Annotated in this window: 18 protein-coding genes; 11 read left to right on the top strand and 7 right to left on the bottom strand. The window is 47.4% G+C overall.

Annotated features, from left to right (window positions below):
* Positions 1–114: 114 nt before the first annotated feature.
* Positions 115–1,569 carry a PLP-dependent aminotransferase family protein gene (locus tag SRRS_RS21905; protein ID WP_371363520.1) on the top strand — a complete coding sequence of 485 codons (1,455 nt, stop codon included), beginning with the start codon at positions 115–117 and terminating at the stop codon, positions 1,567–1,569.
* 18 nt (positions 1,570–1,587) lie between these two features.
* Here the strand turns inward: SRRS_RS21905 and SRRS_RS21900 are convergent, their stop codons facing one another.
* Positions 1,588–2,580, bottom strand: a complete 993-nt coding sequence (locus tag SRRS_RS21900) for a YeiH family protein (RefSeq protein WP_371363519.1) — start codon at positions 2,578–2,580, stop codon at positions 1,588–1,590.
* Positions 2,581–2,827: 247 nt separating this feature from the next.
* Here SRRS_RS21900 and SRRS_RS21895 point away from each other — a divergent pair, with 247 nt between their 5' ends.
* The 6 genes from SRRS_RS21895 to SRRS_RS21870 all read left to right on the top strand — a co-directional run bounded on the left by SRRS_RS21895 (position 2,828) and on the right by SRRS_RS21870 (position 8,267).
* Complete coding sequence (locus SRRS_RS21895; protein ID WP_371363517.1) at positions 2,828–4,087, top strand: purple acid phosphatase family protein; 1,260 nt, start codon at positions 2,828–2,830, stop codon at positions 4,085–4,087.
* Between the two features lie 259 nt (positions 4,088–4,346).
* A complete protein-coding gene (locus SRRS_RS21890) occupies positions 4,347–5,243 on the top strand; it encodes a substrate-binding domain-containing protein (RefSeq protein ID WP_371363515.1) in 897 nt (298 codons plus the stop codon).
* A gap of 113 nt (positions 5,244–5,356) precedes the next feature.
* The gene (gene pstC, locus SRRS_RS21885) at positions 5,357–6,223 is read left to right on the top strand and encodes a phosphate ABC transporter permease subunit PstC (protein WP_371363514.1); all 867 of its coding nucleotides are present in this window, start codon (positions 5,357–5,359) and stop codon (positions 6,221–6,223) included.
* Positions 6,223–7,047: a PstA family ABC transporter permease gene (locus SRRS_RS21880; RefSeq protein WP_371363513.1), complete on the top strand. Its 825-nt coding sequence runs from the start codon at positions 6,223–6,225 to the stop codon at positions 7,045–7,047. Before pstC ends, SRRS_RS21880 begins: the two co-directional genes overlap by 1 nt.
* Entirely contained in the window at positions 7,040–7,774 is a 735-nt protein-coding gene (locus SRRS_RS21875; protein WP_371363511.1) for a phosphate ABC transporter ATP-binding protein, read from the top strand. The genes SRRS_RS21880 and SRRS_RS21875 overlap by 8 nt, the downstream gene beginning before the upstream one ends.
* A gap of 19 nt (positions 7,775–7,793) precedes the next feature.
* Entirely contained in the window at positions 7,794–8,267 is a 474-nt protein-coding gene (locus SRRS_RS21870; RefSeq protein WP_371363510.1) for an HAD family hydrolase, read from the top strand.
* Between the two features lie 65 nt (positions 8,268–8,332).
* Here the strand turns inward: SRRS_RS21870 and SRRS_RS21865 are convergent, their stop codons facing one another.
* From SRRS_RS21865 to SRRS_RS21850, 4 genes are all read right to left on the bottom strand, one after another.
* On the bottom strand, positions 8,333–9,220 hold the full coding sequence (locus SRRS_RS21865; RefSeq protein ID WP_371363508.1) for a LysR family transcriptional regulator: 888 nt from the start codon (positions 9,218–9,220) through the stop codon (positions 8,333–8,335).
* 330 nt (positions 9,221–9,550) lie between these two features.
* Entirely contained in the window at positions 9,551–10,417 is an 867-nt protein-coding gene (locus tag SRRS_RS21860) for a CoB--CoM heterodisulfide reductase iron-sulfur subunit B family protein (protein ID WP_371363507.1), read from the bottom strand.
* Positions 10,417–11,364 (bottom strand): succinate dehydrogenase/fumarate reductase iron-sulfur subunit, encoded by a 948-nt coding sequence (locus tag SRRS_RS21855; protein ID WP_371363505.1) that lies wholly within the window; start codon positions 11,362–11,364, stop codon positions 10,417–10,419. Before SRRS_RS21855 ends, SRRS_RS21860 begins: the two co-directional genes overlap by 1 nt.
* Entirely contained in the window at positions 11,364–13,073 is a 1,710-nt protein-coding gene (locus SRRS_RS21850) for an FAD-binding protein (RefSeq protein WP_371363503.1), read from the bottom strand. The genes SRRS_RS21855 and SRRS_RS21850 overlap by 1 nt, the downstream gene beginning before the upstream one ends.
* A 198-nt stretch (positions 13,074–13,271) precedes the next feature.
* Here SRRS_RS21850 and SRRS_RS21845 point away from each other — a divergent pair, with 198 nt between their 5' ends.
* Positions 13,272–14,024 (top strand): DUF3794 domain-containing protein, encoded by a 753-nt coding sequence (locus SRRS_RS21845; protein ID WP_371363502.1) that lies wholly within the window; start codon positions 13,272–13,274, stop codon positions 14,022–14,024.
* A 172-nt stretch (positions 14,025–14,196) separates the two neighbouring features.
* Positions 14,197–14,754, top strand: a complete 558-nt coding sequence (locus SRRS_RS21840) for a flavodoxin family protein (RefSeq protein WP_371363501.1) — start codon at positions 14,197–14,199, stop codon at positions 14,752–14,754.
* A 194-nt stretch (positions 14,755–14,948) separates the two neighbouring features.
* Here the strand turns inward: SRRS_RS21840 and SRRS_RS21835 are convergent, their stop codons facing one another.
* Both SRRS_RS21835 and SRRS_RS21830 read right to left on the bottom strand, forming a co-directional pair.
* Complete coding sequence (locus SRRS_RS21835) at positions 14,949–16,163, bottom strand: DUF401 family protein (RefSeq protein WP_371363499.1); 1,215 nt, start codon at positions 16,161–16,163, stop codon at positions 14,949–14,951.
* A gap of 107 nt (positions 16,164–16,270) precedes the next feature.
* Positions 16,271–16,657: a helix-turn-helix domain-containing protein gene (locus tag SRRS_RS21830; protein ID WP_371363497.1), complete on the bottom strand. Its 387-nt coding sequence runs from the start codon at positions 16,655–16,657 to the stop codon at positions 16,271–16,273.
* Positions 16,658–16,817: 160 nt separating this feature from the next.
* On the opposite strand from SRRS_RS21830, the gene SRRS_RS21825 reads away from it, so the two are divergent.
* Together SRRS_RS21825 and SRRS_RS21820 are read left to right on the top strand one after the other, a co-directional pair.
* Positions 16,818–17,522, top strand: coding sequence for a nitrogen regulation protein NR(II) (locus SRRS_RS21825; protein ID WP_371363496.1), 705 nt, complete (start codon positions 16,818–16,820; stop codon positions 17,520–17,522).
* A 199-nt stretch (positions 17,523–17,721) separates the two neighbouring features.
* Positions 17,722–18,444: an MBL fold metallo-hydrolase gene (locus SRRS_RS21820; RefSeq protein WP_371363494.1), complete on the top strand. Its 723-nt coding sequence runs from the start codon at positions 17,722–17,724 to the stop codon at positions 18,442–18,444.
* Positions 18,445–18,482 lie beyond the last annotated feature (38 nt).

Below are 18,482 nucleotides of genomic sequence, written 5' to 3'. Positions count from 1 at the left end.
AATCCTCCTCTTTGCTAAGAACATTTTTTTTGTTACAATAATTGTACTGATACAATTTTTGGCTTTCAGTACGGAATTTTTGTAATTATAGCAAAGGGGAACGAGAAACTCAATATGAGTGAGGAATTTTTGAATTTTGTATCGATACAATTAAATAAAGAAAACAAAACAGCCCTGTATGTACAATTGTACGATGGGCTGCGCGAGCTTATTTTAGCGGGTAAATTAAGCTATGGTTTTTTGTTGCCGCCGGTGCGGAAACTGGCCGGCTTTTTGGGCGTCAACCCCGGAACGGTTGTCAGCGCCTATAAGTTATTAGAACAAAACGGCTACATATTTTCACGGGCCGGTAGTGGCAGCTATGTTGCCGAGATACCGGATTTGCCGACAGAAGAAGAGCAAGCCGCTCTCCCTGACCCGGAGGTTGAGCTGATTCCCAGTCCGCCTACCGATCTTACAACCGGTTGTATCGACTTTGCAACTGTGATGCCGCCGCCTGACTTGCTGCCCATTGACGATTTTAAAGAGGTTTTGATTGAGGTATTAGACCGGGATAAGGGCAATGCCTTTAGCTATCAGGACAGTCAGGGCTTTCTGCCGCTCAGAGAAGCTATTTCCGTTTATCTGAAAGAACAGGGAATAAGGGCTCAGGCTGGCAATGTGCAGATCATATCAGGAGCGCAGCAGGGGATTGATATCGTTGCGAAAACGCTCTTGAATTTCGGCGATTATGTGTTTACTGAAAACCCTACTTATCCTGGCGCTATTGCTGCTTTCCGTTCCCGGGGAGCCAAAATTGTCGAGATTACTATGCAGGATGATGGGATTGACATACCGGATCTCGAAGCTAAAATTAGAAGCTTCCGGCCAAAACTGATTTATGTCATGGCAAATATTCAAAACCCGACCGGTTTTTCCTATTCGCTGGTTAAAAGAAACCGGCTGCTGGGGCTTGCCCGGCGCTATAACGCCATTGTGCTGGAAGACGATTATATCAGTGAACTGGATGTTTCAAATAATCCGTTAGCCCCGCTCAAAGCACTGGATCGTGATAACCGGGTTATTTACCTTAAAAGCTTTTCAAAAATTTTCATGCCCGGGCTGCGACTGGCTTTTTTGCTAATGCCGCCGGAACTGGTCACCAAAGTATTAACAAGTAAGCACCACTCCGACATATCTACCTCCGGCCTAACGCAGCGCGCCTTTGACCTATATTTGCGCAAAGGTATTTGGCAAAAACATATTGCTGCTGTGCGAAGAATATATTTGGAGCGATACCAGACCACTCTGGCAGCTATGGAAGCGTTTTTGCCGCCCAAGGTGGTCTGTCATCGGCCCCATGGCGGTTTGACATGCTGGCTGGCATTGCCGGAAGGCATATCAGCGCAAAAAGTTGTGCAAGAGGCCCAAGCGCAAGGCTTGCTGCTAACTCCCGGCACTGCTTTTTTTCCGCGACATGCTCCGGACCGTTTTATCCGTCTGAGTTTTGCCGTAACCTGTTCGGAAGCAATAGTGCAGGGTATCCGGAAATTAGGCAAGCTCCTTAATTCCGCGAATACCCTGCGTTAATACTGTACTTTTCTTTTTTTACCACATGCTATAATAGAATTGGGCTCCCAGGGAAACAAGGGCCACGGCGGCCCAACAGACCAGACCCAGCAGAATTGGTTTAAATCCATTACTTAAAAGACTGCCAAGATGGGTATTGAGGCCAATGGCGGCCATCGCCATAACAATAAGGAATTTGCCTGCAGTCGTTAGTCCGCTGCAAATGGCAGCAGGCAGAATCCCCGTTGTGCTGATAATACAGGTTGCCAAGAAGCCCAACACAAACCAAGGAAAAATCTTTCTGAAATTAAAACCGGCGGTATTTCGCTGTTGGCGGGAAATCCAAATAGCTAATACTAAGGTTGTGGGGATAATCATTAAGGTACGCGTAAGTTTGACAATTGTGGCAAAATTACCGGCGGCATGGCTGTAGGAATAGCCTGCGGCTACGACCGAGGAGGTGTCGTTGATGGCTGTTCCTGCCCACATCCCGAACCCTGCATTACTCATTCCGAATAAGTGACCCAAAAAAGGAAAAACAAAGACGGCAGCGATATTAAAGAGAAAGATAGTGGAGATAGAATAAGCTACATCTTTATCATTAGCGCCAATAACCGGGGCAGTTGCCGCAATGGCTGAACCGCCGCAGATAGCAGTTCCGACACCGATGAGGATGCTGGTTTTTCGTTCTATCTGTATAAAGCGGCCGATTAGCCAGGCGGCGATGAACGCGGCGCTAATAGTAAACAGCATGATAACTAAGGATTGACCTCCTACTTCTAAGACAGTAAATAAGTTCATTTCAAAGCCGAGCAGGATGATGGAGGCTTGCAGCAGTTTTTTTGAGGTATAAGTTATCCCTGCATTATATTTTTCCGGTCGTTTCCAAAAGGCAAACAACATGCCAATCAGAATACCAAATACCGGTCCGCCGATCAGCGGAATGGACTTACCCAGCAGCCAGGCTGGAACGGCTAATATACCGGCTAGTGCTACTCCTGGTGAAAATTTACTAAATGAATTACTTGACATAAGATATCCGCTCCTTGTGAGAAGTTTAACCTGAGACTACCCTGTCGTAGGACTTTCGGATTCCAGAACTGAGAGCCTTACAACGGGTCAGTTCCTGGATAAGAATGGCTTAAACCAGCAGATGGGTTAAACCACACCTGTGGTAAGTCTGCTTTATATTTGTATCATACTCCTTGAATAACCATATGTAAAATACTATAATTCAATAAATATCATAGGTAATTACTTATGAATCGGAGGGAACAGTATGCGGAAACCGAAGATCTGGTTATATATTTTATTCTTAGTTGTTGTGTTAGTATTAAGTTCCTCGTCAGCGCTTTTTTCGTCGATAACGGTTGGTGCAACTGAGGCGCCCGACCATATAACCCTTACCTGGTCGGGCGATCCTAAGACAACCCAGACAATAACCTGGCGAACAGGGGCAGGTATTGTGAACGGGCAAGTCCAGTTTGCGGAAGCTGCCAAAGTCCAGCTGTTTCCGTGGCAAGCCGCCACCGCAGCCGCAGGGGTCGAGCCGCTCAATACTAATGTTGGCGATATGGGTATTCACTCAGTTACCCTGACCGGTCTGAAACCGGGAACGCGCTATATTTACCGGGTGGGTGGCTCTGATGGCTGGAGTCAGCCGCACTATTTTACCACAGCGCCGGCCACAGCACGGCCATTCACATTTCTGGTGTTTGGCGATTCTCAGAGTATCAATTATGATGTTTGGCGTACTACGGCGCAGCAAGCCTATAGAGCTACTCCGGAAGCCGTATTTTTTGCCAATGTCGGCGATCTTGTCGATGTTGGTCAGGATTATGCCCACTGGAACGGCTGGTTTGCCGGCGTTAAAGGTATGATTGATACCATCCCGGCTATGCCGGTAACGGGAAACCATGAATCATATACGCCAGCACGAGTATTCTCCATGCCGTTGTTCTTTACCGCCCAATTCAAATTACCGCAAAATGGACCGGCGGATTTAGCCGGGCAAGTGTATTCCTTTGATTACGGTGACGTACATTTTGTCATGCTGGACAGTCAGGAAGGGGAACAAGCAAAATTTGTGCCGAATATGCTTGAGCAACAAAAGATTTGGCTGGAAAAAGATTTGCAGTCCACCAATAAAAAGTGGAAGATAGTCTTCCTGCATCGCCCGCTTTTTAATAACAAGGAAGGCGAGGGAGATAGCCATATTCGCAAAGTGTTTGCGCCGGTTTTTGATAAGTATCATGCCGACGTCGTGTTTACCGGCCATGACCATGCCTATGCCCGTACCTACCCACTACATAGCGGTATCCGAACCTACAGTACGGTCACTGGTACCGTGTATGTGGCGACTGGCCGCAGCGGCACTAAAACGTACCGGAACCTTATCGCTAAAGAATGGCATGAGTTTTTTTACAGTCCGGCTGATGAACCTAATTATCTTACGGTAGAAGTAAATGGCGGGTTGCTAAAGGTCAAGGCCTACAAGCAAAGCGGCGTATTGATTGACGCTTGGGAAATTCATAAATGAGACTTGCTTCAGATGGGGTTTTAACCCCACCTGAATCTTAGTCGAATTATCCTAACGTCTAGCCGTTCTTTACTCCCGCCTGCAGAGGACGGGAGTATTAGAACGGGTTAGTCATCGGATAAAGATAAATAAGGCAAGGCCTATCACCGCAATGCATGTGGCGATAGGCCTTTGTGCTGCTATTTGTTAAATTTTACATTGACAATTTATGCATATGCTATAGAATTATTGTATGAGTTAACAAAATAAGGAGGCAGGCATGAAAAAGTTAATTACTTATTTTCTAGTAGTAGCACTACTGGCTTTTGTTGCCGGTTGCGGCAGTTCACCTACCAATAATCAACCAGCAAAGGATTTATCTATTAAGATTGGCGGTTCCAGTACCTTAGCACCTGTAGTGGCCAAGCTGGCCGACGATTATACCGAAAAGTATAAGACCTGGAAAAAGGTTAAAGATAGTTTTTCTGATGAACCAATTGCTATCTTTGTGGCAACCGGGGGTTCAGGCTTCGGTGTTAAGTCAGCTACCAATGGGACAGTAGACATTGGCTTGGTGTCACGGGTAGTAACTGAGGCCGAAAAACAAAAACTGCCTAACCATAAACTATACACTGTGGGTTATGATGCGCTTACTATTGCCGTACATCCGCAAAACCCGGTTGCAAAAGTTAAACCTAATCTGACCAAAGACGAAGTCAAACACATTTTTTCCGGTGAGATTAAAACCTGGAAACAACTTGACGCTGCTTTGCCTGACCGGCCCATTGTTTTGGCTATCCGTGACCTGGGCGGCGGCGCCAGTCAAGCATTTGATGAAGCTGTGATGAAAGGTACGCCTGTTGCTAAAGAGGCGATTCAATTCCCGTCCATGGGAGCGTTAGCCGGCAAGGTGCAAGAAAATGTGGATGCGGTTGGTTATGTATCTACCGGTTTAGTTCAGCAGAACAAAGGGAAAATCGCCGTATTGTCGGTCGATGGCGTCGAACCAACGAACGAAAATATTGTAAGCGGCAAGTATACAATTGCTCGTCCGTTAATCCTTATTGCCAAAGCGCAGCCTGATGAGCGTCAGCAGGAATTTATCAATTATCTCCTATCCGACACAGGCCTGAAAACTCTTGAAGATATGGGTTTTGTGCCTGCAAAAAATAAATAGGACTCTAAGGTGAGATTGCCTGTTAGTGTTGCAATCTCGCTTTTTCTTTCCTGATGATTTGGATAGAGTTATACTGCTTGGCAGTTATAAGATTTTGCTAATGGAGAATTGGTATGGCAAGTGATCAAAAGGATATAATGCTGCGCTGGTGCAGTCGCTTTTGTGCCGCCGGTTCGGTGCTGGTATTGCTGTCTTTATATATATTTATTGCCGGCGAAAGCTTGCCTTTCTGGCAGCAAAGCAAGGTGGCTTCCCTCGTTAGCAGTCAGTGGCAGCCGCTTGATAATCCGCCGGTGTTCGGATTTGGTATCATGCTGGCCAGTACACTGTGGTCGGCGTTCGGAGCCATGGTGATCGCAGTGCCGCTGGGAATCTGCTGCGGAATATTTTTGGCCGAATATGCGCCGGCATGGTTGTCGGCCGTAATTCGTACAATCCTGTATATACTTACCGGGATTCCGTCTGTAGTTTATGGCTTCCTGGGAGCCAGCGTGATTATTCCCTGGTATGAACGAGTGATCGGCGTACCCAGCGGTGAATCCTTGTTTTGCGCATCCCTGGTATTGTCTATTATGGTTGTTCCGTATATTGTTTCAGGTACGTATGCCGCGTTTGCGGCCATTCCGGCGGCCTACCGGGAGGCTGGTTTTGTGCTGGGTGTGTCTAAACCATATATAGTCGCCAAAATTCTAATGCCGCTGGCCGGGCGAAATATGATTAGTGCTGTAACTCTGGCATTCGGGCGGGCGGCAGGGGAAACTATGGCCGTGTTACTGCTTGCCGGGAATACGCTGGATTTGCCGTTGTCCTGGTTTAGCAAAGGCGAACCGCTGTCGGCGCTCATCGCACTGGAGATTGGTACAGCGCCTGTTGGCAGTCCTCAGTATCATGCCCTGTTTGCGGCAGGATTACTTTTACTGCTGTTTGTTTCTTCCATTAATTTTTCCATTTATTACTTGAACAGCAGGGGGAAAAGCTAATGGGTCGAATGTTTTTATGGGGTTCAGGTTTACTGGTGATTGCCATCCTGGCAGCCATCATGGGGCTGCTTATTTGGCGCGGGGGCGCCGTGTTGTCTTGGGATTTTTTAACCATGAATCCCAAGGGGCTGTTCTTAGGAACCGAGGGCGGAATTTTACCGGCTATCACCGGTACCGCCAGCCTGGTGGCTATTGCTACCTTGACGGCTGCTTTGCCTGCGCTGCTGACAGCAATCTATCTTGTCGAATATGGAGAAACTTCAGCCTTTGCCCATGCCGTTAATTTTATTATTCAGGCCATGATTGGCATACCGTCAATACTTACCGGCTTGTTCGGGTATTCCTTGTTTGTCGTTACTTTAGGTTTTGGCATGTCACTTTTGGCCGGGGGACTTACTTTAGCTCTGATGATTTTGCCAACCTTAGTAGTGTTAATGCGGGATGCATTACGGGCCGTTAATGACGACTACCGGCTTATTGGGGAATCGTTGGGTGTGTCGCGTCAGTATCAGCTAAGGCGTGTCATACTGCCACTGGCCAGTCCGCATCTTGTAAGCGCAGTACTATTGGGTATGGGTTATGCGGCCGGAGCTACAGCACCAATCATGGTTACGGCAGCAGTCGTCATGTCCCGGGGGTCTGTAAGCCTGTTTAATCCGGTTATGGCTTTGCCGTTTCACCTCTATATTTTATTTAGTCAGCACATATCGTTGGAACGGGCGTATGGGACAGCGTTAGTGCTTGTTATTCTGTTATTAATTTTAAACGCTATCAGTCTTTATTTGCGCAGCCGCTACGGAAAGAGGGTAGTATCCTATGATTGAAATCCAGGACTTTGCCGCGTCTTACGGTGAAAAGCAAATACTCCATACTATCAATCTTGCGTTTAACGGGAGTGACATTACGGCGCTAATCGGGCCATCCGGGTGTGGGAAGACGACACTGTTAAAATCAATGAATCGGACGGCCGAATTGCAGCCAGGTTTTCGGGCGAGCGGCCGGATTCTTCTGACAGACAAAGATGTTTATACAGTTAAAAACCCGGCCAACGTGCGGCGGCAAATCGGTATGGTATTGCAAAAACCTATAGCGCTGCCACTTAGTATCAAGGAGAATATTTTATTCGGCCCCAGATATTATGGCGGTAAAACTAAGGCTGAACTGGAAAGCATAGTGGAAGGCACGCTTACGAGTGTGGGGTTATGGCAGGAAGTGAAAGAAAAACTGAATTCGCCGGCCGGTCAGTTGTCAGGCGGTCAATTGCAGCGGTTATCGATTGGTCGTATTCTGGCAGTCGCGCCCCAAGTGCTGCTCTTAGATGAGCCATGTTCCAGTCTTGATATTAAATCAACTCAAATGATTGAAGAATTATTGTTGGAACTACGCAGCCGGGTGACAATTATTATTGTTACTCATAATCTTGCCCAGGCCAGACGAATTGCTGATAAAACAGTGTTTATGGCGGAAGGCCGGGTAATGGAACACAATACTACCAAGCAACTATTCGAACAGCCCGAGAATCCGGTGACCCAGGAATTTTTGGCTTTTTAAAGCCTTAAGGAGTGCTGAAATGATAAATTTTACTTTACCTGATGGCCAGGAGTATAAGCTAACCCAGGCGGTATTTGACTATAATGGAACGTTGGCTGAAGATGGCATACTTACGGAAGAAACCAAGACGCTGCTGCGAAAAGTGGCCGAGTTGGTTAAGGTGACTGTTTTAACTGCCGATACCTTCGGGTTGGCGCGGGAACAACTCGCGGACGTTACCGGGGCTCAAGTCCATATTATTGATAAAGGTGCCGAAGCTGCGCAAAAGCGGGAGTTTGTCAAAAGCTGCGGTAAAGAAAATACAATCTGTTTTGGCAATGGGGCCAATGACCGGGAGATGTTTGGCGAGGCTGTTTTGGCTGTCGGCGTTATTGGTCCTGAAGGCGCATACCAGCCAACCTTGGCGCAGGCTGATGTTGTTGTGACAAATCCGAAAGCTGCCCTTATGCTGCTGTTAAAGCCGGGACGGCTTGTGGCTACCTTACGCGCCTAAAGAAAATAAGGAAAATAAGGAAAAGGTTCCGGATCTGATAGCATATCAGGTGCGGAACCCTTTCCTTATTTATTTTTCGAAAATATTTGGGTGGTTGTGATTAGGTTAATTAAAGCTTTGGCTGCATGGGACAGGTATCTGTCGCGGTTCCAGGCTAAAACGATTTCAAATGGAATGGGGTCGGCTAAGGGGCGGGTTTGAATGCCGGGATGCTTTTTTACAATGGCGTCAAAAAGCAGAGAGATACCCAGACCTTCCTCAACTAAACTGATAATTGTGCCTAGTTGGCTTGACGAGAATACAACCTGCGGGCTAAACTGATGTTTTGTGCATTCGGCTGCGACCGCTTGCCGGATGTAGTTATCTTCTTTTAATAAAACCAGCGGCTGGTCTTTGAGTTCTTCAAAGGGGATGCTTGACAGTTTGGTTAATGGATGATCAGGAGGAAGGCATACAAGAATTTGTCCTTCAGTCAGTGGCAGGAGTTTAAAAATTTCGGACTCCGCTGACTTGGTAATAATGCCCACATCGATTTTTCCCTGTTCAATTAACTTTTGTACTGTCAAAGAGCCGCCTTCGATTGCGGTAAGTTCAAGGTTCGGATATTTCCGGCGAAACTGAGCAAAGATGCGGGGGAAGAATAAGGCGCCAATCATCGGCGGAATGCCAATCTTTATCGAGCCTTTCTGCAGCAACCGCAGATCCTGCATTTCTGTTGCTACGTCACGGACACGGGAAAGAATCTCATTGACCCGCTGGAAAAAGATCACTCCCTCGGCGGTAAGCATAATTTGGCGTTGACTGCGGTCAAACAGCTGTATTCCCAACTCTTCTTCTAATTTTTGGATGGCAATAGATACCGAGGGTTGGGCAACGCTTAATTGCTCAGCGGCTTTGGAGATGCTTTTGAGGCGGCTTGCCGTATAAAAGTATTCTAGTTGCCGAAGTTCCATAGAACAACTCCTTACTATAGTTTAAATATATATTAACATAGTTAAACCATATTTTAAATTAATAAATTAAAAATATATAATAGAAAGAGAGCTTTTTTGTAGGTGGGTGAATCAATTTGTACAACAAAACGATAAATATTCAGTTAATTTTGAAAAAAATGCAGGATGACACCAATTGCGGAAAATTGACCAAGCTGATCCTAAGCCGGTTTTCAGTTTTAGGAGGTTTCTGGTGTGAACTGCTCGAGTGGGATGAAGTATATATTTGATCTATGAACCTGAACCATCACGTAAGAAGATGGTTCGGTTTTTTTTATTGCCGTGTAATGTTTATATGACCTTATTTTTGATAGCCTCGCGGCCGGCGATATGCATATTTAGCCCTAATTGATCGGGGGCCAGACCAATAGCCAGACCAACTAGCTGAGCCAAGTGTAATACCGGCATTTCCATATGGCAGTTAACAGCCTTCTGCCCTTCCGGCTGATTCATGTCGAGTGACATTTGACAGAGCGGACAAGGGGTTACGATACAGTCAGCACCGGCTTTGACAGCGCACTGATTAGTTTCGCCGGTAATACGGATAATATCCTCCGCCGCCGTATAGGTGGCATGAAAGCCGCAGCAGGAAAGTCTTGCCGGGAAATCAACAGATTCTGCTCCCAGAGCACGGATGAGCTTTTCCAGAGTTTGGGGATTAGCATGGTCCTCAACATTCATTATGGCAGGCGGCCTCAGGATGTGGCAGCCGTAATACGGGGCAACTTTGAGTTTGAATAACGGCTGGGTTACATTGCTTTGGAGTTTTTCCAGGCCGTAGTCGTTTACGAGTATCCAAAGTAAATGCGTGATATGACTGGTACCCTGGTATTTGAGACCGGCAGAAGACAAAATGGCGTTGACTTGATCTTTTTGCCCATTGTCCAGTTTGGTTTTGGCGCTGCGCAGCATTAGCGTACAGGTGTTGCATACGGTAAGCAGCGGAAGGTTCATTTGTTCGGCAAGCGCTATGCTGCGCGCGTTAATTGCCGTTGCCGCCAAATCGTCGACGTCCTGGACATGGGAAGCGCCGCAGCAGGTCCAGCCAGGAATTTCGATAAGTTCAATATCGAGTGCTTTGGTGACTGCAGTAGTAGCCAGATAGTTTTCTTTAGCCGCTCCCTCCAGTACGCAGCCTGGGAAAAAGGCGTATTTCATTATTGTTCACTCTCCCTTACTGCCTTTAGGATAGCTGTAATTTGTTCATGGCCTTTGACTTTGCGCGGGAAATGCAGTGGATTAAGTTTGCCACGGCGAACGAGACGCAGAGCAAAAGGGAGTTTGGTGATAGAGCCAATAAGCCCAATGCTTCTTACGGATAGTTTGGTTTCGTTCAAACGGCCGGTATCGGAAATGTCCTTAAAGAAGGCCAGGGCATGACGGGCACCGGCATTTTTGGTGTGACCCATTTTTATAGACAGTTGGCGGAGGCGGGCAATATCGGTACCCGGAGCCAGTCCTTTGGGGCATTTGGTGGCACATTCGGTGCAGTGCAGGCATTTCCACAGGCCTTTGTCGATAATGATTTGCATCCGCGCCGCGGCCGATTTGTCGCGGGTATCGGCAACAAACTTCCAGACTTTAGAATAGGTGAATGGTTCGAGAAAATCGTTATTGTTAGCGCTCAGCTTAGCGCACTCTGAAGCGCACGCGCCACAGAGGATGCAATTAATCTGGGGGGTAATTTTTTTGAAGTCGGCGATGGATTGCCGGCAGCCTTCTTTGGCACTGAATTCATCTTTCGGAGCCAGCCAGGTCTTGGCAGCGGCCATACGCTTGGCTTGGGGTTCCCAGTCAACAACAAGGTCACGTATGACTTTGAAATTCTGGATCGGTTCGAGTAAGAGAGTATCGCCAAAACGGCTCAGGATATTGTCAAGCGGTGTTTCACAGGCCAGGAAGGCTTGACCGTTGACCCTTACGGCGCAAGCACCGCATACGGCCGCCCGGCAGGCTGCCGTAAAGGCTAGTGTGGGATCCGTGGTTTCCTTGATGAAGAGTAAGCCCCACAGGATGGTTTTACCCGGTTGATGAGGGAAGGTATATTCTTGTAGGAAGGATTTTGCTCCATCATAGCGTTGAATATTATATGTTATCTGACGCATTAATATTTCCTTTCTGCCGGCGGGTAGTTAGTGAGTGCTACAGGCCGGTACGAGATTGCGTAATTCGCGCCTTCCTTGCTTATAATGGTGTGTTTAAGGAAGTTGGTGTCATCCCGGTCAGGGAAGTCGGCCCGGTAGTGGCCGCCACGGCTTTCCCGGCGGTTAAGCGCCCCCAGGACTACCGCTTTGGCAACGGTAAGCATGCTGCCGAGTTCAATGTAGGTAACGAAGGCTGTGTTATATAATTTATTTCGATCGGGTACCATAACTGACTGGTACTCTGTGAGGAGGCTGTCCACTACGGTAAGGGCTGTTTCCATTTCAGCGGCAATGCGGAATACGCCGACATGGTTCCACATAATTTCGGCCAGGCGGTCGCGGATAGCGGTTGTGGTTACACCGGTATCCCGGCTGGTAACGGTCGCAAATTTATTTTCCCAGTCCTGTGCCACTCGGTCTAGCAGGTCTGGTCTGCACTCCTGGCGCTGTCTGGCGCAGTCGGCGGCGCCTTGACCGGCAAACTTGCCAAAGACGATAATATCCGACAGTGAATTACCGCCAAGCCGGTTTGCGCCGTGAATGGAAATACAGGCGGCCTCGCCGGCGGCAAATACGCCTTCGACTGCCGTAGCGCAGGTGCGGTAGTCGATCACATCGATGCCTCCCATTACATAGTGGCAGCTGGGACGGATGGGGATAGGCTGTTCTATTGGGTCAACTTGTTCGAACGTCATAGCCAGTTCGCGGATTTGCGGCAAGCGTTCCATGATTTTATTATGGCCAAGATGCCGCAAGTCTAACTCTACATACGCGCTCAGGCCCTTACCGAAACCGCGGCCTTCTTTAATTTCGGTTTCAATGGCTTGTGATACCAGGTCTCGGGTGGCAAGTTCCATTTTTTCCGGTGCATAACGAGACATAAAGCGCTCACCTTTGCTATTAAGCAGATAACCGCCTTCGCCGCGGGAAGCTTCGGACATCAAGATACCGGTACCGGCTAAGCCTGTAGGATGAAACTGGACAAATTCTGGATCTTTTATGGGAATACCGGCGTTAAAGCAGGCGGCAATTCCGTCGCCTGTCGAAGTAAATGGGTTAGTGGTGCGCAGCCAATAGATCCGGCCGGCCCCTCCTGTTGCTACAACAATGGTTTTGGTGGCAATGGGGACAATGCGTCCGCCTTTCAGGTCATAGGCGACAACGCCGCACAGTTTATTTTTGTCGATGGCGATTTCCAATAAATACCATTCGGCTAACATTTTTACACCATGTTTCAGACATTGCTCGTATAATGTGTGCAAAATAACATGGCCTGTAACATCAGCCGAGAAACAGGTACGGGGCGATGACGCGCCGCCGAAATTGCGTTGAGCGATACGTCCTTCGCTGTCGCGGGAAAAGGGAACGCCAAAGTAATCCAGCTCGCGGATGGCAGCAGGCATGGTTTGGATAAAATGCGCAATGGCATCCTGATCGCCTAAATAGTCGCTGCCTTTTACGGTGTCGAAAATATGTTTTTCTATCGAATCGCTGGGATCCGCATTTTGTAGTACGCCGTTTATGCCTCCCTGAGCACAGCCGGTAGCTGAGCGGGTAGGAAACATTTTCGTCATCAGGCCGATGGAAAGACCTTCCTGACGACTGGCTTCTAAGGCGGCTCGCATACCGGCGCCGCCGCTGCCGATTACTAAAACGTCAAAGTTTAGCATGATTCACCTCCTAATATTAGCATTGGCACATAACTATGAAAAATATTAATATACTATGGTACAAAAGGCATTGACTTGCACCAAATACCCGGCTTTTCGCGGTGTAGGAAACAAAATCCCCAATAACAGTAAACAATAATGGGTGTCTTATTTTCTCTTCCTGCATATATATGTTATAAGACGAAAGGGGGGGAAATAATGACACATATAGAACCATGGGAACGCCCTCAATACTGTACGGCGGGAATTGGCATGGGGCCAAAACCAATTGTAGTGATGCAGGTGCTTGGTGAAGATCAAGTCCAGAAATCTATCGACATCCACGTTGTTGTTCCTTGTCATAAGCCTGCTATTGAGCAAATTGTTGACGTTTTTGTAAAAAAACTGCAAATTATAAGTGTTGATGTTATACCTAACAAAGTAGTAGTTAGAGGAGAATTTGAGGTAAAGGCTCTGTATGTTGCCTGCAGACCAAGACAACCGGTACATGCGGTGGAAGTATGGCCGGTTCGGTTTACGGCGCATGCCTGTATACCGGGAGCATGCCGGGGCATGGAAGCCGAAGCGAATGTTATGGTTGAATTCGTTGATTATGATGTGGATATTCATACCCGAGCCCACTGGCATAAGAAGAAAGGGCATGATTATGATTGTGATGACGATTATGATGACGATTATTATTGCGACGATGACTATGATGATTGTGATGACGAGTGCGAGGATTGCGATTACGCAGAAGAATGTCATCATCCGCCGAAAAAACATAAGTGCAAACCTGAATGTAAACCGGACTGCGATTATGATCATCACCACTGTAAACCGCATAAACGGCCGCGCCGGTGTACCCGAAAATTTGATGTTTGTGTAGTATTGAAAGTAACGGCTAGAGTAATGACCCCAAGGAAACTTTTTGTCCAACCCGCCGTTCTTCCCGCCAAACCTAAAGGATAGATTTAGTTAAAAAAGCTCTGCTTTTACCAGCTGGGTAAAGGCAGAGCTTCTTTGTTATCACGAGATAACAGGGGCGCAACAGGAAATACTTGACAATTGCGAAAATAATGTCTATGTTTTTATTATACCAATATTACATAGCCACATGGTTTTTAAAGGAGGAAAGAGTACTATGAAAGTGTTAGCAGTGATCGGCAGCCCGAGGAAAAACGGGAACACTACTGCCATGGTTAATGCTGTTTGCAAAGGAGCGGCTGCCGCCGGACATGAGATTGAGGTAGTTCATCTTACCGATTACAAAATGCAAGGCTGTGTTGCCTGCTGTGCCTGTAAAGCCGGTAAGGTCGAGTACTGTGCCGTTAATGATGATATGCAGAAACTTTACGGCAAAATTGTTGCAGCCGACTGCCTGGTTATCGGAACACCGGTATATATGGGACAAGTAACCAGTCAGATGAAGGCTTTTTTTGACCGCTGGTACACTTTTCTGGATAGCAACTATCAGATTCATCATTTACCAGGCAAGAAGTTCATTACTGTTACCGCCAGCGGTGCTCCCGCTGAAGCCTTCCAGTCGGTGACTGACTACTTAAATTATTGGCTGGGCAGTTTCTTTAAGATGCAGCTTGTTCAAAACATTGTTGCCGGACAACTGGGGCCTGAAGATGCCATCAAAGGTCAGCCCGAAATCCTTGCTATGGCCGAAGCAGCCGGACGCAATTTGAAATAACTTTAGTAAGAACGAGAAAAAGACGGTTTGCGCCATGTTGGCACAAGCCGTCTTTCTTTGTCCTGATAGGAAGTTTAACTTCCGCCTGGATAAGGGCAACATCGACTTCCGCTTTCGCCAAAGGCTCGGCGCAAGCCGTGTTTTCTTTATCCTGATAAAAGTATAACTTTCGCCTGAATAAGGGCAATAAGCTGCTAACTCAACTTAACAGCAATACAAACAGCAGCAACCATAACAATTTCCAACACCGCTATTGGCCGCAGTGTTTTCAAAAAGTCGGCTTTAAAGTAATCCAGTGTTACCAGTAAACAAAGGTGAGCCGGTGAAAGCATTTGGCCGGCGGTCCCCAGCACAAAGCAAATCATTGCGAGGGTGACATCGCCCGGGGCGAGAACCATAATAAACGGGAAAGTAATGGCGACAAAGCCCTGGGAGGTGCCTACCAAGAGACCGGAGACCAAGGCGATAACGCCGACAATAATTTCATTCGGTACAGCCATGCTGTTTAATAGTAAACCAACCTCTTTAATCGTGCCGCTTTGCTGTAAAATGCTTTGGAAGAATAGGATACCGGCAATTCCCCAGAGGAGATTGCGATCAAAGGAGTATAGTAGCATAGCCTTGATATCGCTTACGCTTTGGCGCAGTATAAAGATCATGGCGAGAACGACGAGTCCCATAGCGATTGAGGCCGGAGATTTCAAAAATACAACCAGGAAAAAGTTTGCTATAATTGGGCCTGCTGCCAGCAGAATGTACTTGTAGCCGGCATCCTGCTCCGTCGTTGTAGCCGCCGGGATTTCGGCAGAACTGTCTTTTCCTTTGAGCGGTGAAATAAAATATAGCCAGCCAACGATAACCGCCAGAACGGTTAGCCAAAACATATTGGATATCAGTACACTGAGGGGTATGCCGGAAAGCTGGCCAGCCAACAGCATACCGGAAAAAATGGGGTTGGAATACTCCCAGATATGGCGAAACCAATAATTAATCGCCGTCTTGGTTTCGCCATTCAGGTTATAAGGCTTACTGGCGCTTTCGACCAAGGGAGCGGAGAAAATAGCGCCGCCTAAGGAAGGCAGACACCCCAGAAAAGCAGGCATCAGAGGTAACAGAACCCGTTCGCTGCGCAGCAACCGGCGGGAAGCAGCCATAAGCCCGTCAACGATTCCGCCTGTCCTAAGCTGGTATTCCAGGCACATGACGAAGTAAAGAGCAAATAACAGTTCCCAGGTACCGTAACTGGTAGCTGTTTCTGTCAGGGCGGAAACTAAATTTCCTACGGTGGGATTAGAAATCAAGAATAGTAAACCCGAGCCCGCAAGCATGGCATTACCCATTTTTACTTTGCGATTCAGCAAAAACACAATAAGACTAAGCGTGAGGACGATTTTAAAAATAGCAAACATGTGGTAGCTCCTATCGGTTTAAATTACAAAAAAGATAATTCCTGGCTGTCACCTGTAGTGCGGTAGCCAGGAATTAGTACTCTATAAGCGCTATCTTACCAGCACACTTATTTGGATGTATTCCTTTGCAGGGAAAGGGCAATCTTGGCGTTGGCTTCAATCAGTTGGCAGACGGTTTCTGGTTCGATACCATAACCTTTAGCGGTCTCGACTACTTTTCGCCAATCGCTGTCTAGGAGAATGGAGTAATCGGCGGTAGTTTCCTGTACCTGAGCTGCGGGGAATGCCGTTGGTTGGCTGGGAACATGTCCGACAAGCCAGTCGATACTTACCCGGAAATGGGTTGCAATGCGGCGCAGGGTTGCTATATCCGGTTCCCGGCGGTTGACTTCCCAGGACGCTAAGGTTGAACGTTCTACTTTAAGAATGGCAGCCAACTCTTCCTGGGTTAATTTGTTGCGTAATAATTTAATTTTATCTCCAAGGGTTTCCATAAGCCACACACCTCGCTTACTGCTAACAATAACGTGCTTATGCCCCTGATTCAATTGTTGTGTCCATAAGACATTTATAGAAGGAGATATGGCTACAACTAGCGAATAAAGTGTCTTAATGACACTGAAAATGATGGTTACATCCAAGGGGGCGTTATCGGTGGATAGTATTTGTCAAAAGTTGCTGGATAATGAGTCAGCTAAGACACTGCGCCGGAATATAATCGGGTGTATGGCTGTTGGGGTAGCGCATGAGATTCGCAATCCACTGACTGTTATTAAAGGGTATTTGCAGCTGCAGGAGAAAAAATCCGCGTGCTGTACAAGTGAGACGCTGGGGATTGTCTTTCAGGAATTACGCCGGATTGAAACATTAATAACCAATATTATATCATTGGCGCAAAACAAAGCGATTAGCAAGGCTCCGGAAAATCTGAACCGTCTTCTGGAAAGAGTTTACCCGGATGTGCAAAGTGCGGCTGATGACTCTGATATTCTTACCGAATTGCAATTGGACGAAAATTTGCCTATGTTGGAGTTGAATGCGGAAGAGATAGAACAACTGGTACTCCATCTGGCCCGCAACGGTATCGAAGCAATGCAGGCGAATGGCCGGTTGACCATTGGTACGATTTACAAGGCAAGTTGGGTTGTACTGTATGTGCAGGATGAAGGCAGTGGCATTGCCCCGGAGCAATTGGAGAAGATCTTTGATCCGTTTTATACAACCAAGGAGACCAATACCGGTTTAGGACTTGCTGTCAGCCTCAGTATTGTCGAACGGCACCAGGGAAAAATTGAAATTGCCTCAAACGTAGGCATGGGCAGCGTTGTGCAAATTCTGTTGCCGGTCCCGGAATCCTAGTCAACCGGCAATTGCATATTTTTCCATCTATAGGTATAATATAAAGAAAACCGGTGTGGGAGCCTGTGACGGCTAGGGAAGCCAAGGCTGCCCTCAGCAAACCGCACACCTCAGCTAGGGAGCGGTTTTTCTGTTCATAATGAGCGCAACTTGCTCATTGCAAATTGCCTAACTCCCTTAGTAGGAGAGGAGGATGGAAATGAATTACCTGTGTACTGAACTGGTTCCGGGTGCTTATGTAATTGCTATCGAAGACAAAGAGACTTGGGATGTTATGTCTTATACTAATTTATATGTATTACGCCGGGGTGACCAGATTATCTTAATCGATGCCGGTGCTAAGAATTATCAGCCTGTTATTGTCAAGGCGTTAGCTGAGATAGGAATAACACCGGAGATGGTAACCCACGTACTGCTGACCCACGGTCATCATGACCATTGGGAAGGAGCGGCGCTGTGTAAGAAGGCTGCGAAGTATGTGCATAGTGCAGATAGGCCGATGGTAGCGCCGCCGCTAAAAGCGGAGTTTGCTGCTTATTCTAAGACCGGGCCGTTTACCTTTGCCGCTCCTGGGGTCGGTGATGTGGAAATTGTGCTTGTCAATACCCATTCTCCGGGCTCGGTGGCTATTTATGACGTTATTTCGCAAGCCTTGTTTGTCGGCGACTTTTTCTGTTACTGGGGCGAAGATTTGCCGGCAGGGCAGTTGGTGACAGACAGCGAGGCTATTAAACAGGGATCGTGCCAGTATGTGGCCGGGCAGGCGGTGCTAGAGGAGCCGGGGTTTGACAAGTTTATGCAAGGGCTTAGCAGGTTGCTTACGTTTAAGGCGGAATTTTTTTGCACCGGCCATGGCGTTGTCGTCCGCGGGGAGATTCAGCAGTTTCTGACAAACATGTGGCAAGCAGGCAAAAGCAAATAATTAGTTGGATAATAAAAAGCTAAAAGGGGGAGACAGTT

The sequence above is a fragment of the Sporomusa rhizae genome, assembly GCF_041428845.1.
In the GTDB taxonomy this organism is placed as follows: domain Bacteria; phylum Bacillota; class Negativicutes; order Sporomusales; family Sporomusaceae; genus Sporomusa; species Sporomusa rhizae.
Note: the sequence above shows the minus strand (reverse complement) of the source record. Positions and strands in the feature narration are given on the sequence as shown.